This window comes from Streptomyces griseorubiginosus, from assembly GCF_036345115.1.
Classification (GTDB): domain Bacteria; phylum Actinomycetota; class Actinomycetes; order Streptomycetales; family Streptomycetaceae; genus Streptomyces; species Streptomyces griseorubiginosus_C.
This window is the reverse complement of record NZ_CP107766.1, coordinates 6298674-6313143: the sequence shown is the minus strand read 5'-3', so window position 1 is coordinate 6313143 and position 14470 is coordinate 6298674. Positions and strand designations below refer to the sequence as shown.

12 protein-coding genes and 1 pseudogene are annotated in these 14470 nt (G+C 68.8%); 3 read left to right on the top strand and 10 right to left on the bottom strand.

Translation table 11 applies throughout. From position 1 onward, the window contains the following. Positions 1-106: 106 nt before the first annotated feature. On the top strand, positions 107-805 hold the full coding sequence (locus tag OHN19_RS28600) for a DUF899 domain-containing protein (protein WP_330266952.1): 699 nt from the start codon (positions 107-109) through the stop codon (positions 803-805). A 57-nt stretch (positions 806-862) separates the two neighbouring features. Here OHN19_RS28600 and OHN19_RS28595 read toward each other — a convergent pair whose 3' ends face one another. The 3 genes from OHN19_RS28595 to OHN19_RS28585 are packed head-to-tail and all read right to left on the bottom strand — an operon-like array spanning position 863 to position 2408. Next, positions 863-1273: an arsenate reductase ArsC gene (locus tag OHN19_RS28595; protein ID WP_330266951.1), complete on the bottom strand. Its 411-nt coding sequence runs from the start codon at positions 1271-1273 to the stop codon at positions 863-865. Between the two features lie 26 nt (positions 1274-1299). Further along, entirely contained in the window at positions 1300-2031 is a 732-nt protein-coding gene (locus tag OHN19_RS28590) for an MIP/aquaporin family protein (protein WP_330266950.1), read from the bottom strand. Then, the gene (locus OHN19_RS28585) at positions 2028-2408 is read right to left on the bottom strand and encodes a metalloregulator ArsR/SmtB family transcription factor (RefSeq protein ID WP_330266949.1); all 381 of its coding nucleotides are present in this window, start codon (positions 2406-2408) and stop codon (positions 2028-2030) included. The genes OHN19_RS28590 and OHN19_RS28585 overlap by 4 nt, the downstream gene beginning before the upstream one ends. Positions 2409-2513: 105 nt before the next feature. On the opposite strand from OHN19_RS28585, the pseudogene arsM reads away from it, so the two are divergent. Beyond that, positions 2514-3257, top strand: a pseudogene (arsM, locus tag OHN19_RS28580) (arsenite methyltransferase); the annotation flags it as partial. Positions 3258-3507: 250 nt separating this feature from the next. On the opposite strand, the gene OHN19_RS28575 reads toward arsM, so the two are convergent. From OHN19_RS28575 to OHN19_RS28565, 3 genes are all read right to left on the bottom strand, one after another. Next, on the bottom strand, positions 3508-4257 hold the full coding sequence (locus tag OHN19_RS28575) for a hypothetical protein (RefSeq protein WP_330266948.1): 750 nt from the start codon (positions 4255-4257) through the stop codon (positions 3508-3510). Between the two features lie 149 nt (positions 4258-4406). Continuing rightward, on the bottom strand, positions 4407-4823 hold the full coding sequence (locus OHN19_RS28570; protein WP_330266947.1) for a hypothetical protein: 417 nt from the start codon (positions 4821-4823) through the stop codon (positions 4407-4409). A 441-nt stretch (positions 4824-5264) separates the two neighbouring features. Next, positions 5265-6080 carry a S1 RNA-binding domain-containing protein gene (locus OHN19_RS28565; protein ID WP_330266946.1) on the bottom strand — a complete coding sequence of 272 codons (816 nt, stop codon included), beginning with the start codon at positions 6078-6080 and terminating at the stop codon, positions 5265-5267. 338 nt (positions 6081-6418) lie between these two features. On the opposite strand from OHN19_RS28565, the gene OHN19_RS28560 reads away from it, so the two are divergent. After that, on the top strand, positions 6419-6991 hold the full coding sequence (locus OHN19_RS28560) for a dihydrofolate reductase family protein (RefSeq protein ID WP_330266945.1): 573 nt from the start codon (positions 6419-6421) through the stop codon (positions 6989-6991). Between the two features lie 88 nt (positions 6992-7079). On the opposite strand, the gene OHN19_RS28555 is transcribed toward OHN19_RS28560, so the two are convergent. The 4 genes from OHN19_RS28555 to mrdA form a co-directional block, all read right to left on the bottom strand. Next, a complete protein-coding gene (locus tag OHN19_RS28555; RefSeq protein WP_330266944.1) occupies positions 7080-9053 on the bottom strand; it encodes a TIGR03960 family B12-binding radical SAM protein in 1974 nt (657 codons plus the stop codon). Positions 9054-9130: 77 nt separating this feature from the next. Beyond that, positions 9131-10630, bottom strand: a complete 1500-nt coding sequence (locus OHN19_RS28550; RefSeq protein ID WP_330266943.1) for a CYTH and CHAD domain-containing protein — start codon at positions 10628-10630, stop codon at positions 9131-9133. A gap of 311 nt (positions 10631-10941) precedes the next feature. Beyond that, positions 10942-12141 carry a rod shape-determining protein RodA gene (rodA, locus tag OHN19_RS28545; protein ID WP_330266942.1) on the bottom strand — a complete coding sequence of 400 codons (1200 nt, stop codon included), beginning with the start codon at positions 12139-12141 and terminating at the stop codon, positions 10942-10944. Continuing rightward, the gene (gene mrdA, locus OHN19_RS28540; RefSeq protein ID WP_330266941.1) at positions 12138-14393 is read right to left on the bottom strand and encodes a penicillin-binding protein 2; all 2256 of its coding nucleotides are present in this window, start codon (positions 14391-14393) and stop codon (positions 12138-12140) included. Before mrdA ends, rodA begins: the two co-directional genes overlap by 4 nt. Positions 14394-14470: the final 77 nt, after the last annotated feature.

Genomic DNA, 14470 nt, shown 5'->3' with positions numbered 1-14470 from the left:
GCCGGGGCCCCTCGCCACCTCGCCTCCTGCCGGCCGATGAGTTCCGGAGCCTGGCGGGGTCTACCCCCGTACAAGCACAACCGTGCCGAGCTCTGTGAGGGGACTCATGACCGCACACGCGCTACCTCCCGTCGTCGACGCCGCGACGTGGGAACACCGACTCGAGGCACTGCGGGCCCGGGAGAAGGCCGCGACGCGCGAGCTGGACGCCATCGCCGCCGAGCGCCGTCGCCTGCCGATGGTGCGGATGCCGGACTACACGCTGGAGGGCGAGGCCGGCCCCGTACGCCTGGCGGACGTCTTCGAGGGCAGGCGACAACTGATCGTCTACAACCACATGTGGTCCCCGGGCCAGGAGTGGCAGTGCCCGGGCTGCACGGGGTTCACCTCGCAGTTCACCCGCCTGGAGTTCCTGGACAACTACGACGCGCGGTTCGTCGTGGTCACCCAGGGACCGATCAAGGACGCCCTCGCCTACCGGCACCGGGTCGGCAACCGCATGCCCTGGTACTCGACCGCCGACAGCTCCTTCGGAGCCGACGTCGGCGCCCCACCGGACGGCGGCTTCGCGGTCAACGTCTTCCTCCGCGACGGCGACACCGTCTACCGCACCTGGCACACCAACGGCCGCGGCACCGAGCAACTGAGCCACACCTTCGCCCTGATCGACCTCCTCCCCTACGGCCGCCAGGAGAACTGGCAGGACTCCCCCGACGGCTGGCCCCAGTCCCCCACGTACAGCCGCTGGTCGGCCTCCAAGGACATCGCCGCCCTCTACGGCCCGGCCTCCGAGAGCGCCCTCTGAGCCCCTCTCATGGCAGGGAGGGCCTCACAGCGGAGCACCGGTCAGTTCGTCAGTTCGTCAGGTTGTCAGTTCGTTCAGCAACTCGCGGACGCGCCGCTCGATCCCGTCCCGGATCGGGCGGACCGCGTCCACGCCCTGCCCCGCCGGGTCGTCCAGCTGCCAGTCGAGGTAGCGCTTGCCCGGGAAGACCGGGCAGGTGTCGCCGCAGCCCATCGTGATCACGACGTCCGACGCCCGCACGGCATCCACCGTGAGCACTTTCGGCGTCTCGGCGGAGATGTCGATGCCGACCTCCTTCATCGCCTCCACCACGGCCGGGTTGACGGAGTCGGCAGGTGCTGAGCCGGCGGAGCGGACCTCGACGCGGTCCCCCGCGAGGTGGGCGAGGAAGGCCGCGGCCATCTGGGAACGCCCTGCGTTGTGGACGCAGACGAACAGGACCGAGGGGCGGTCGCTGGGAGCAGTCATGGTGAGTCTTCCTGGGGCAAGGTGGATCAGGGAGCGACGGCTTCGGCGGCATGCGGGGCAGGGGTGTCCGCCGTGTCGGGGTGGGGACGTCCGAACAACACCGCCACCAGCGCCAGGCCGATGGCACCGCCGACCAGTTGAGCGACGACGAACGCGGGGACCGAGGCGGGCGCGATCCCGGCGAACGTGTCCGTGAAGGCTCGCCCGATGGTCACGGCCGGGTTGGCGAAGGACGTGGACGAGGTGAACCAGTAGGCCGACCCGATGAAGAGAGCCACCGCCGCCGGAGCCAGGTGCGTGCGCCCCGTACGGGTCAAGCCGAAGATCAGGAGTACGAGACCTGCGGTGGCAACCGTCTCGCCCAGCCAGAGGTGACCGGCGGAACGGTCGTGCGTGGACCACTTCACGAGGGGCTCGGCGAACATGGCATCGGCGAGGACCGAACCAGCGACCGCGCCCACAATCTGAGCCGAGATGTATGCCGCCGGCTCCCGAGCGGCCGGCGCGTCTCCGCTGGTGCGCCCGGAGAACCAGACCGCGAGCGTCACGACCGGGTTGAAGTGGGCGCCCGAGACCGGCCCGAGGAGCGCGATGAGCACGCCCAGGCCGAACACGGTGGCCAGCGAGTTGGCCAGCAACTGCACCCCCACGTCACGCGAGAGCTCGGCCGCCTGGATCCCGGAGCCGACCACGACGGTGACGAGAGCGGCCGTGCCGACGCCTTCCGCCAGCGCACGCCGCGCCAAGGAGGGAGTCACCCGGGCACCGTCGCCGGTTCGGCCGTGGTCAGGAACGCGGCCAGGCGCTCCAGCACCCTGGGCAGCACCCAGTAGTAGACCCAGGTTCCGCGGCGCTCGCAGTCGATGAGCCCGGCCTGCCGGAGCAGCTTGAGGTGGTGCGAGATGGTCGGCTGCGACAGCGCGAAGGCCGGCGTCAGCTCGCACACGCACACCTCACCGCCCTCTCCGCGCGAGGCGATCATCGACATCAGCCGCAGACGGACCGGATCGCCCAGGGCCTTGAAGACCTTCGCCAGATCCTCGGCCTGGTCCTCGTCCAGCGGGGCGGAGGCAAGTCCCTGGCAGCAGCCCTCGTCGGCACCCTGGCCGAGGACCCTCAGTCCTTGTTTCGACATGCCTCTATGTTGACGTTTTTCGATCCAACGCGCAAGCTTGCATCAATGAACGTCAATACAGGCCGTTCCGGGGCAGTGCCATGCCCCGTCATCGAGGAGTGAGACATGTCCGACCAGTCCACCGACCTGCGCGAAACCGTCCGACAGCGCTACGCGGCCGCAGCCGTGAAGGTCACCGAGGGCGGCTCCGCCTGTTGCGGGCCCGAACCCGTCGAGGTCGACGAGAACTTCGGCTCCACCCTCTACGCCGCGGACGAGCGTGACACCCTGCCCGCCGAGGCCCTGGCAGCCTCCCTCGGCTGCGGCAACCCCACCGCCGTGGCCGACCTCCACGAGGGCGAACGCGTCCTCGACCTCGGTTCGGGCGGCGGCATCGACGTCCTGCTGTCCGCCCGCCGCGTCGGCCCGACCGGCAGGGCGTACGGCCTCGACATGACGGACGAGATGCTCGAACTCGCCCTGGCCAACGCGGCGAAGGCGAAGGCGACCAACGTCGAGTTCCTCAAGGGCACGATCGAGGCGATCCCGCTCCCGGCGAACACCGTCGACGTGGTGATCTCGAACTGCGTGATCAACCTCTCCACCGACAAGGCCGCGGTCTTCGCCGAGACCTTCAGGGTCCTGAGGCCGGGAGGCCGCATCGGCGTCTCCGACGTGATCGCCGACGACTCCCTCACCCCGGCCCAGCGCGCGGAACGCGGCGACTACGTCGGCTGCATCGCCGGAGCCCTGTCCTTCACGGAGTACCACGAGGGCCTCGCGGCGGCCGGCTTCACCGCCATCGAGATCACCCCCACGCACTCCGTCGCCGACGGCATGCACTCGGCGATCGTACGAGCGACCAAGCCCCTGCCGACGGAGACCACCAAGCCCGCGCCGTCAGAGACCACCAAGCCCCTGCCGGCAGAGACCACCGAGGACTGCTGCGGAGTCACCGCCTGCTGCACCCCGACCGAAACGGCCACCGACCCGACGGTGACAGTGGCCGAGGCCAAGTCAGCCTCCGCCTGCGGCTGCCAGAACTGACCGCCACGGGCAGCGCCTCCTCGCCCGTCGAACAGGTGGTGTCGGCCCTGGGACCGGATCCACCCGGCCGGGTCTACTGGATGACGTGTTCCATCCTGTTCGACACTCTCGTCTCGGTCGGCAACTTCAATGTCATGCCTCCCATTTTGAGCTGCTTCTGCTGCTCTGTGGTGAGCGAGATGACGTAGAAATCTCGACCAGTGCCGACCAGGGCGTCTTCGAGATTGATGGGGAACGAGTGGGATCCAGGCCCCGTCGCGTCCAGTTCCCCCTTGGGATAGAACTCGGGATGGCTCTCCCCGGCTCCATCGGGGTCTTCGCGCTCAGCGATGACCACGTAGTGCTTTCCGGCCGGGAGAGGACCGCAGTTGACGGTGTATTCAAGGTCGAAGGCCCGCTGTGATTTCCGCGGACCAGTGAGGGTGACTGGATACCTCGAACACGCGGAGGAAGATGCCCCGACCGTGGCGGAAGCGGAGGAGGTGGGGTCCGGGGAGACGGCGGAGCCGGACGGGGGTAATGCGGACTGGCTCAGAGGGGCCGGGGGGAGAGCGGTGCTGCCGTTTGAGCCGGTGCTCCTATCGTTTCCCTGAACGGAGGCAGCGATGATCCCACCGATGGCAGCGATGAGCGCGAAGATGATCCCCCCGATGATGTAGGCCTTGTTGCTCGGCCCCCCACCGGCCCCACCCGCGCCGCCCGCCCCGCCGGCGCCGCCCGCCCCGCCGATCCCACCGTTGTAGCCTGCGCCGCCCGCTCCACCCGCTCCACCGGCTCCAGGGCCGGAAGCGGAAGCGGGAGGGCTGCCGGGAGTGATGCTCACGTGAACGCCTCCAGCGTGCTGTGCATGTGTACTCAGCGACGAGGACGGACTGCGGCGTCCGGCGAGTTCCGCGAAAGGGACGAGCGAATAGATTTCCGATTCATCGCCCTATCCTTCTCCATCAGCCCTGCCCGTGGTGGATCCCGCGCTCAGTAACTGGCAGTACGGTCAAAGCTGGTCACGTTGAGCTTGATGCCCTTCGCGCTCTTGAGCGTCGTGGGGAACTCCCCCCGAGCCGTCCGGCCGGCTTGCACGTTGGTCTCCAGTTGCGAACCGTCCTCCACGCGAGTGCCTGCGGCGTCGACCGCTTCCCAATCCCAGGCGTAGTTGGACTTCTCGCTGCTGCTGTTCTTGATCGTCCAGACGAGCCAGATGTTGCTGATTCCGGCTTGTGAGCGGTCGTCGAGCTGAAAGCTGATGACGTCAGCCCGTTCCCCTGCGGGTTCCCCTGTCTGCCTCTGTTGCGTCTTCGTCTTCGCAGTGGGCGTCGTACTGGGCGCAGAAGTAGTGCTCTCGTCCTTGTCCCCTGACGAGATCACCAGCACAACAATGACGATCACGATCACCGCGGCCAGGGCTCCGGCGCACCCCCAAAGACAGCCACGGCCCCGTCGCTTCTTCCGCGGTGGCCCAGGAGGCGATGCCCACTGCCCGGAAGGGGAAGAGGCATGGTCTGGACTTCCCCACCGCGGATTACCCCCAGGTGGCTCGCTCTCTGACATGGCGCCTCCTCGGTAGCGGATACCGTCACGCTAGGAAGCCATGGGACACGTCGCGAACCGAGAGCAGCCACTCAGGCGAAAGCCAGCAAGGACGGGCTTCTCGGGCTCACAGCCCTCAGACCCACTGGAGCTCACAATGGACAGCTGTCGACCCTCCAGGGAGGCAGCAGAGGCGTTCTCTATGCCTCACGCACGAGCGCGCGACTGTGAGCGGCAGCAGCTTCTTCCCCGTCGGACCGATCCGAATGTGCGTGTCATCTGCGGACACGGTCCGTACCGCAACCCTCAAGCCTGGCGCCGAGAGAGCGACAGCCGGCGTCGCTCGCGGTCGACGTCCGTGACGACAACCGTCAACCGATCGCCGACCTGTACGACACCCTCAGGCGCCGCTCCAGGCACCGAGTCCAGCTCGGACAGATGCACCAGGCCCTCGATGCCGTCGGCAACCTCCACGAAGACACCGAACGGAACCAGTTTCGTCACCCGCCCACTCAGCCTCTGTCCCACCACGATGCCGTCGGTGAACACCAGGAAGGGGTCCGGCTGCATCGCCCGGAGGGACAACCGAGCCTCTCCGTTCCATGTGTCGAACTGCAAGAACTCACACGACACCCGCTGCCCGACCTCGACGACATCGGACGCCGCGTCGAAATGACGCCAGGACAACTCGGGATACGTGATGAAGCCGACGCCGGGATACACCGGATGCTCGGGACCCTCGTCCAGGGCTACGAAAACACCGAACCGCTCGATCGCCGCCACCGTGCCGGACAGGAGCTCACCCTGGCGAAGCCTCTTGAGGAACGCCCAGAGCTCTGGGTTCTCCGTGGCCACCATCGACAGCCGCACCCGCCCCGCATCGAGATCGACCGCGGTCACCTCGCCGGCGACCCTCTGCCCGACCACGGCAACGTCGGAGAAACGCCGACGCCAGGAACCGTCCAACGACCCCACCGTCCCGAGCGGCCAGTCGGTGAAGTCGTCCAGGAGCACCGACATCTCGGACGGAGAAACTGAAGCAACCCTGCCACGGCACACGTCACCGACACGGATCTCCGCCAGAAACCGCCGGACATCCTGTCCAGCTGACGCATCCCCCATGCCGCCAAGGCTCTCACTGGGAGATCGCCGAACCCGCTCCACCTCAGACTGAAGCCACACCATCCCCCGGCAAGGGCGCATGAGAGCCACTCCCGGAAAGGAAGCTGCACAGCGCCGCAAGAGTCACACGAGTGGCCGTGAGAAGCGCCCTGGCCAGGCCCCCCCACCACTGCCCCAGAGCACCGAGCATTGTCCATCGCGAGATCGGTGGTCGTCTCCTTGGCCGGCCGCGGGCGGGAGCCTGTGGTGAAGATCGTCTGTCGGGCCGATGAGTAAGGCCTCCGCGCCAGGTCTACATGCAGTGACACCAGTCCGGAGGAAGACCACAGGAGGTCGAAGTGTCCAGATCAGTGCTCGACATGTCGGTGTCGGTCGACGGGTACATCGCCGACACCGACGATTTCCTCGGCGGTGACGACGGCGAGCGGCTGCACAAGTGGGCCGACGCCGACGGGGAATCCGGCCGGCCGTCCGGGCCGGCTGCGCAATTCCAGGACGAATGGAACGCGGCCGGTGCGGTGCTCGCGGGACGGCGGACTGCCGAGCTCATGGACCACTGGGGCGGTGATCACGGCGGTCTCCCGATCTTTGTGCCCAGCCACCGCCCACCCGGCCCGGCCGCCCGCTGGGGCTATCCACTGGTGACGTACGTGACCGATGGGATCGAGAGCGCGATGGCACAGGCCAAGGCCGCAGCCGGAGGCAAAGACGTGCAGGTGCGTGGCGCTTACACGGCGCAGCGCGCGCTCGAGGCCGGGGTGCTGGACGAGGTACAGATCCACCAGATCCCCGTGCTTCTCGGGCGGGGCCGTCGACTCTTCGACGTGTTGCCGTCAGAGATCGAGTTGGAGATCGTCCAGGTGATCGACACACCACAGGCCACCCACATCCGCTACCGCGTCCGTCGCTGAGCGCACGGCCAGACGATCTAGTACGCGATCACCGAAAGGAGACCCGGAGGCTCAGCCTCACTCCCCCAGGGACACGATCCGCGACGGACTAGTGCGAGTGCCCACTCGAAGCCGGCGCCGCCGCCCCCGCGTTCTTCACCGTCAGCGGCAGCAGCTTCTTCCCCGTCGGGCCGATCTGGATGTGGGTGTCCATCTGCGGACACACCCCGCAGTCGAAGCAAGGCGTCCACCGGCAGTCCTCGACCTCTGTCTCGTCGAGGGCGTCCTGCCAGTCCTCCCAGAGCCAGTCCTTGTCGAGGCCGGAGTCCAGGTGGTCCCAGGGGAGGACCTCCTCGTAGGTCTTCTCGCGGGTCGTGTACCAGTCGACGTCCACGCCGAAGGCCGGCAGGGTCTTGTCGGCGCAGGCCATCCAGCGGTCGTAGGAGAAGTGCTCGCGCCAGCCGTCGAAGCGGCCGCCGTCCTCGTAGACGGCGCGGATCACCGCGCCCACCCTCCTGTCACCCCGCGACAGCAGGCCCTCCACGATGCCCGGCTTGCCGTCGTGGTAGCGGAAGCCGATCGAGCGGCCGTACTTCTTGTCGCCGCGGATCTTGTCTCGGAGCTTCTCCAGGCGCGCGTCGGTCTCCTCGGCGGAGAGCTGCGGGGCCCACTGGAAGGGGGTGTGCGGCTTGGGGACGAAGCCGCCGATCGAGACCGTGCAGCGGATGTCGTTCTGGCCGGAGACCTTGCGGCCCTCGGCGATCACCTTCGTGGCCATGTCGGCGATCTGCAGGACGTCCTCGTCGGTCTCCGTCGGCAGGCCGCACATGAAGTACAGCTTCACCTGGCGCCAGCCGTTGCCGTACGCCGTGGAGACCGTGCGGATGAGGTCGTCCTCCGAGACCATCTTGTTGATGACCTTGCGCATGCGCTCCGAGCCGCCCTCCGGCGCGAAGGTCAGACCGGACCTGCGCCCGTTGCGCGTCAGCTCGTTCGCCAGGTCCACGTTGAAGGCGTCCACGCGGGTCGACGGGAGGGACAGGCCGATCTTGTCCTCCTCGTACCGGTCCGCCAGGCCCTTCGCGATGTCGCCGATCTCCGAGTGGTCCGCGCTCGACAACGAAAGAAGGCCCACCTCCTCGAAGCCCGTCGCCTTCAGGCCCTTCTCCACCATGTCGCCGATGCCCGTGATGGAGCGCTCGCGGACCGGGCGGGTGATCATGCCCGCCTGGCAGAAGCGGCAGCCGCGGGTGCAGCCGCGGAAGATCTCCACCGACATGCGCTCGTGAACCGTCTCCGCCAGCGGGACCAGGGGCTGCTTCGGGTACGGCCACTCGTCCAGGTCCATGACCGTGTGCTTCGACACGCGCCACGGGACACCCGACCTGTTCGGTACGACACGGGCGATGCGGCCGTCCGGGAGGTACTCGACGTCGTAGAACGCCGGGATGTACACCGAACCGGTGCGAGCGAGGCGGAAGAGGACCTCCTCGCGGCCGCCCGGCCGGCCCTCCGCCTTCCAGTCACGGATGATCTTCGTCATGTCGAGCACGGCCTGCTCGCCGTCGCCGATGATCGCCGCGTCGATGAAGTCCGCGATCGGCTCGGGGTTGAAGGCCGCATGACCGCCGGCCAGCACGATCGGGTCGTCCAGCCCCCGGTCCTTCGACTCCAGGGGGATGCCCGCCAGGTCGAGCGCGGTGAGCATGTTGGTGTAGCCCAGCTCCGTGGAGAAGGACAGGCCGAACACGTCGAAGGCGCCCACCGGGCGGTGGCTGTCCACCGTGAACTGCGGGACGTGGTGCTCCCGCATCAGGGCCTCCAGGTCCGGCCACACGCTGTACGTGCGCTCGGCGAGGACGCCCTCCTGTTCGTTCAGGACCTCGTAGAGGATCATGACGCCCTGGTTGGGCAGTCCTACCTCGTAGGCGTCCGGGTACATGAGCGCCCAGCGGACGTCGCAGGACTCCCACGGCTTGACGGTGGAGTTGAGCTCTCCGCCGACGTACTGGATCGGCTTCTGCACATGCGGGAGCAGAGCTTCGAGCTGCGGGAACACCGACGCGGCGGTTTCGGCTGACATCTCGCACTTCCATGGACTGACAGGGGTGACCATCTAGCCTAACGCGGCGATGACCACCCCCCGTACGCCCCGAGGGTTCACAGGCCGTCCGCCGCGCCCTTCGCCCCGTCCCAGAACCCGGGCAGCTCGGCCTCCACGGCCGCCGCCCGCTGCTCCTCACGGCCGTACAGCAGCCCGTACGTGAAGGCGCTCTCCCCCGCCGCGTGGGCGACTGCGGACATCTCGCGCAGGGTGCCCCGGGCCATCACGCTGTCCTGGTGTTCGCCCAGCAGGTTCTGGAGCGACTTCATGCACTTGACCAGGGACTTCGCCGGCTCGCCGAGGGCGGGGCGGGCCGCCTCGGCCGCGTAGCGGGTGCGTTTGGTCTTCTTGCGGGCCTCGTGGATCGCGACATCGCGGTCGGTGCCGGGCTCCAGCTCCAGCGCGCGCCCCACCAGTCCGGAGACCTTCTTGAAGTCCTTGGTCACGGCCTTGGCGATCACCTTGTGGGGCTTCTTCCCGGCGGCCTTCCGCAGCGGCGGGTCCGCGATCAGCGCGTCCAGGGTGTCGAGCAGCGCGAGATAGCGGTGCGAGTCGAGGACGCCGATCAGCCGGGCGCTCGCCCCGCCGGGGCTGTCCCCCGCCCAGACCCTCAGCCGCTCGGCGACGGGCCCCGAGACCAGCGCCCCGGGCACCTCGTCGAGGGCCGTCGACAGTCGTTCGGCCAGCACCTCGCGGTCCCGGTCCACGCCCAGTTCCGCGGCGAGCCACTTCAGCTCGTCGCCGATCGGGTCGGTGACGGCCCGGTCCAGGACCTTGCCGTACGACTTGAAGGTGCTGCGCAGCCGGCGGGTGGCGACCCGCATGCTGTGCACGGAGTCCTCGGCGTCCTGCCGGACCGCCGGGTCGAGCTCGAGGATCGCGTCCCGCTGGGCGCGGACGTAGGCGAGGACGTGGTCGCCCGCGGTCACGGGGTCCGCCGGGCCGGCGGCCTTCTTCTTGGGTGCCGTCTCCGCGAGGGCCCTGGCCAGCTTCGAGGAGGACCCGGACGGCCGTACGCCCGCCTTGCGCAGCCGTTTCTCGACCTTGTCGAGGAAGGCGGGGTCGCCGTCGTCGGCGAGCTCCACCTCGATCTCGGTCCACTGGGCGTCGCCGACGCCGCCGCTGAGCCGTTCGGCGTGCACGGCGTCCACGCTGACCTCGGCGAGCAACTGCCCGTCCGCGTCCAGGAGGTGGCGCACGTCGCGGTCCGAACGCAGCCGGACCACGGGCAGCAGCTCGACACCCCGGACGCGGGAGCGGACCAGGCCGGCGAGTTCGTCGGGGAGGGTGTCGGACAGGGGTGCCCTGATCTCGTCGCGGACGCCCTCGGAGACGGGGAGTTTCAGGTGCCAGCCCGCGTCCGAGCCACCGGTGCGGCGGCGCAGGGTGATCGAGGACGCCATCAGGCGTTCGTCGGGGGTGTCGTAGTAGGTGGCGTCCAGATGCGCCACGCCCTTGTCGACGACGGCCTCGACGCCGGCGACTCCGGTCAGGTCCGGCAGCCCGCTGTCGTCGGACTCGTACTTCCGCTCGATCTCCCGCTTTGTGTCCGCCATGACCCGAATCTAGTGGTCGGACGCCGGTCACGGCAGGGGGCCGCCGCCGGTCGGGGCACTCCGCCCACGCCGGTCGGACACCCTGCTCACCACCGGGCAGGGCCGCCAGCCAGGGCCCTCCGCCCGCGCCGGTCAGGGCACCCCACTCACGCCGGTCGGGGCACCACGCTCACCCCAGGGCAGGACCCTGCGCACCGACCGCCGGTCGGGACACTCCACCCACGCCGGGCAGAGCCCTCGGCCCACGCCGGTGGGAGCATCCCACCCACGCCGCTCGGCGCACCCCACCCCCGCCGGCCGGAGCCCCCGACCTACGCCGACATCGGCCGCTGCACCCTGATCGACTGCAACAGCCCCACCGCCACCCACACCGCGAACATCGACGATCCGCCGTACGACACGAACGGCAGTGGCAGGCCGGTGACCGGCATGATGCCGAGGGTCATGCCGATGTTCTCGAAGGACTGGAAGGCGAACCAGGCGACGATGCCGGCGGCCACGATCGTGCCGTACAGCTCGGTCGTCTCGCGGGCGATCCGGCAGGCCCGCCACAGCACGATGCCGAGCAGGACGATGATCAGGCCCGCGCCGACGAAGCCCAGCTCCTCACCGGCGACGGTGAAGACGAAGTCGGTCTGCTGTTCGGGGACGAACTGGCCGGTGGTCTGCGAGCCGTGGAAGAGGCCCGCGCCGGTCAGGCCGCCGGAACCGATGGCGATCCGGGCCTGGTTGGTGTTGTAGCCGACGCCGGCCGGGTCGAGGCTCGGGTTGGCGAAGGCGGCGAAGCGGGCGATCTGGTACTCGTCGAGGATCCCGAGCTGCCACACCGCGACCGCGCCGAGCGTGCCCGCACCCAGCAGGCCGAAGACCCAGCGGTTGGAGGCGCCGGAGGCGAGCAGCACACCGAGCACGATGATGACCATGACCATGACCGACCCGAGGTCGGGCATGAGCATCACGATCAGCATCGGTACCGCGGCCAGGCCCAGCGCCTGGAGGACCGTGCGGTGGTCGGGGTAGGGCTTGTCGCCCGCGTCGACCCGGGCCGCGAGCAGCATCGCCATGCCCAGGATGATCGTGATCTTCACGAACTCCGAGGGCTGGAGCGAGAAGCCGCCGCCGAGCACGATCCAGGAGTGGGCGCCGTTGACCGTGGAGCCCAGCGGGGTGAGGACCAGCAGGATCAGGAAGACCGAGGCGCCGTAGAGCAGGGGGACGGCGGTGCGCAGGGTACGGTGGCCGACCCACACGGTACCGATCATCAGGGCGAACCCGATGCCGGTGTTCATGAGGTGCCGGATCAGGAAGTAGTACGGGTCGCCCTGGTTGATCTCGGTGCGGTTGCGGGTCGCGGAGAAGACCAGCAGCGAGCCGATCATGGACAGCGCGAGGGCCGAGAACAGTATCGGCCAGTCGAGCCGGCGGGCCAGCGAGTCACGGGCCAGCAGCCGGGTCCAGCCCGCGCGCTCGGGGCCGTACCCGGAGACCTGGAAGCTGTTGGCCCCGGTCATGTGAGCATCCTCCGGTTTCCGCGCGCACGGCGCCGGCGACGGGTGAGACGGTTCCCGCCCGTCGACGTGTTCACGGTCGCGGCCTGCTGGGTCTCGTCCGGCTCGGGCGCGCCCTCCTGGCTCACCCGCTGGTCCTTGGCCGGGTCCTTGGCGACCTTCGGGGCCTTGATGGTCCCGTCGGTCTGGATCTTCGGCAGGCTCTTCTCGGGGGTCGGCAGCAGCGCGTTCTTCTTGTCGATGGTGCCGTCGTCGGAGACGCCGTACAGCGCGTCGTAGATGTTGCGGACGGCGGGGCCCGAGGCGCCGGAACCCGTACCACCCTGGGAGATCGTCATGACGACCGTGTAGTCCTTGGTGTACGTGGCGAACCAGGACGTCGTCTGCTTGCCGTAGACCTCCGCGGTACCGGTCTTGGCGTGCATCGGGATCTTGTCCTGCGGCCAGCCGACCTGGGCGAAGCGCCAGGCCGCGGTGCCCTCGGTGGCGACGCCCGCGAGCGCGGTGTCCATCTTCTTGAGCGTGGCCTGGCTTATCGGCAGCCTGCCGTGCGACTTGGGCTTGATCTCCTGCACGCTCTTGCCGTCGGCGCTCACGATGGCCTTGCCGACCGTCGGGTCGTGCAGGGTGCCGCCGTTGGCGATCGCCGCGTAGATCGTGGCCATCTGGATCGGGGTGACCATGGTGTCGCCCTGGCCGATGGAGTAGTTGATCTCGTCACCGGCGCGCATCTTGTTGCCTTCGAGGCAGTTCTCGTAGGCGATCTTCTGGACGTAGTCGCCGTCCTTCTTGCCGGTCTTGCACCAGGCGTCCTTGTTGGCCTTCCAGTAGTCCTGCTTCCACTGGCGGTCGGGGATGCGGCCCGGGACCTCGTTGGGCAGGTCGATGCCGGTGGTCTTGCCGAGGCCGAACTGGTGGGCGGCCTTGAAGAAGTAGTCCTTGGGCTGGCCCTTCTTCGGGTTGATGCCGCCGTCCTTCTGCCACTGCTGGTGGGCGAGGCCGTAGAAGACGGTGTCGCAGGAGACCTCGAGGGCCCGGCCGAGCGAGATGGGGCCGAAGTTCTCCGACTCGAAGTTCTTGAAGACCTGGCCGCCGACGGAGTACGAGCTGGTGCAGGGGTAGCGGCCGTCGAAGTCGTAGCCGGCCTCCACGGCGGCGGCCGTGGAGATCACCTTGAAGGTGGAGCCGGGCGCGGACAGGCCCTGGATGGCCCGGTTGAGCAGCGGGTAGTTGGAGGACTTGCCGGTGAGCTTGGCATAGTCCTTGGCGGAGATGCCGCCGACCCAGGCATTCGGGTCGTACGTCGGGTTGGACGCCATGGCGACGATCCGGCCGGTCTTGGCCTCCATGACGACGACCGCGCCGGAGTCGGCCTTGTACTTCTCGTTGGTGTTGCGGTCCCACTGGGTGCGGGCGACCTTCATCGCGTCGTTCAGCTCGTACTCGGCGACCCGCTGCACGCGGGCGTCGATGCTGGTGACGAGGTTGGCGCCGGGCTGGGCCTCGTCGGCCTCGGCCTGACCGATGACCCGGCCGAGGTTGTCGACCTCGTAGCGGGTCACGCCGGCCTTGCCGCGCAGCTCCCTGTCGTACTCGCGCTCCAGGCCCGAGCGGCCGACCTGGTCGGAGCGCAGGTAGGGCGAGTCGGTGTCCTGGGCCTTGGTGATCTCCTCGTCGGTGACCGGGGAGAGGTAGCCGAGGACCTGGGCGGCGTTGGACTTGGCGGGGGCGCCGTAGCGGCGGACGGCCTCGGGCTCGGCGGTGATGCCGGGGAAGTCCTCGGCGCGCTCGCGGATCTGGAGGGCCTGCTTGGCGGTGGCCTCGTCGGTGATGGGGATCGGCTGGTAGGGCGAGCCGTTCCAGCAGGGCTGGGGGGTCTTCGCGTCGCAGAGCCGGACCTTCTGCATGACCTCCGCGGGCTTCATCCCGAGGACGCCGGCCAGCTTGGTGAGGACGGCCTTGCCGTCGTCCTTCATCTTCAGCAGGTCGGTGCGGGAGGCGGAGACCACGAGCCGGGTCTCGTTGTCCGCGAGGGGCACTCCGCGGGCGTCCAGGATCGAGCCGCGCACGGCGGGTTCGACGACCTGCTGGACGTGGTTGCCGGAGGCCTCCTTGGCGTACTCGTCGCCCTCGCGGATCTGGAGGTACCACAGGCGCCCGCCGAGGGTGCCGAGGAGGGACAGCACGAGGATCTGGATGACGACGAGACGGATCTGGACCCGTGGGGTCCGTCCGGTCTCGGGGATATTGGTCACTGCGGCTGCCGCCCCCTCTCAGTGTGTGTATGTGTCATATACGGCGAACCTGTGAACCGGGTCCGCCAACCGCCGTG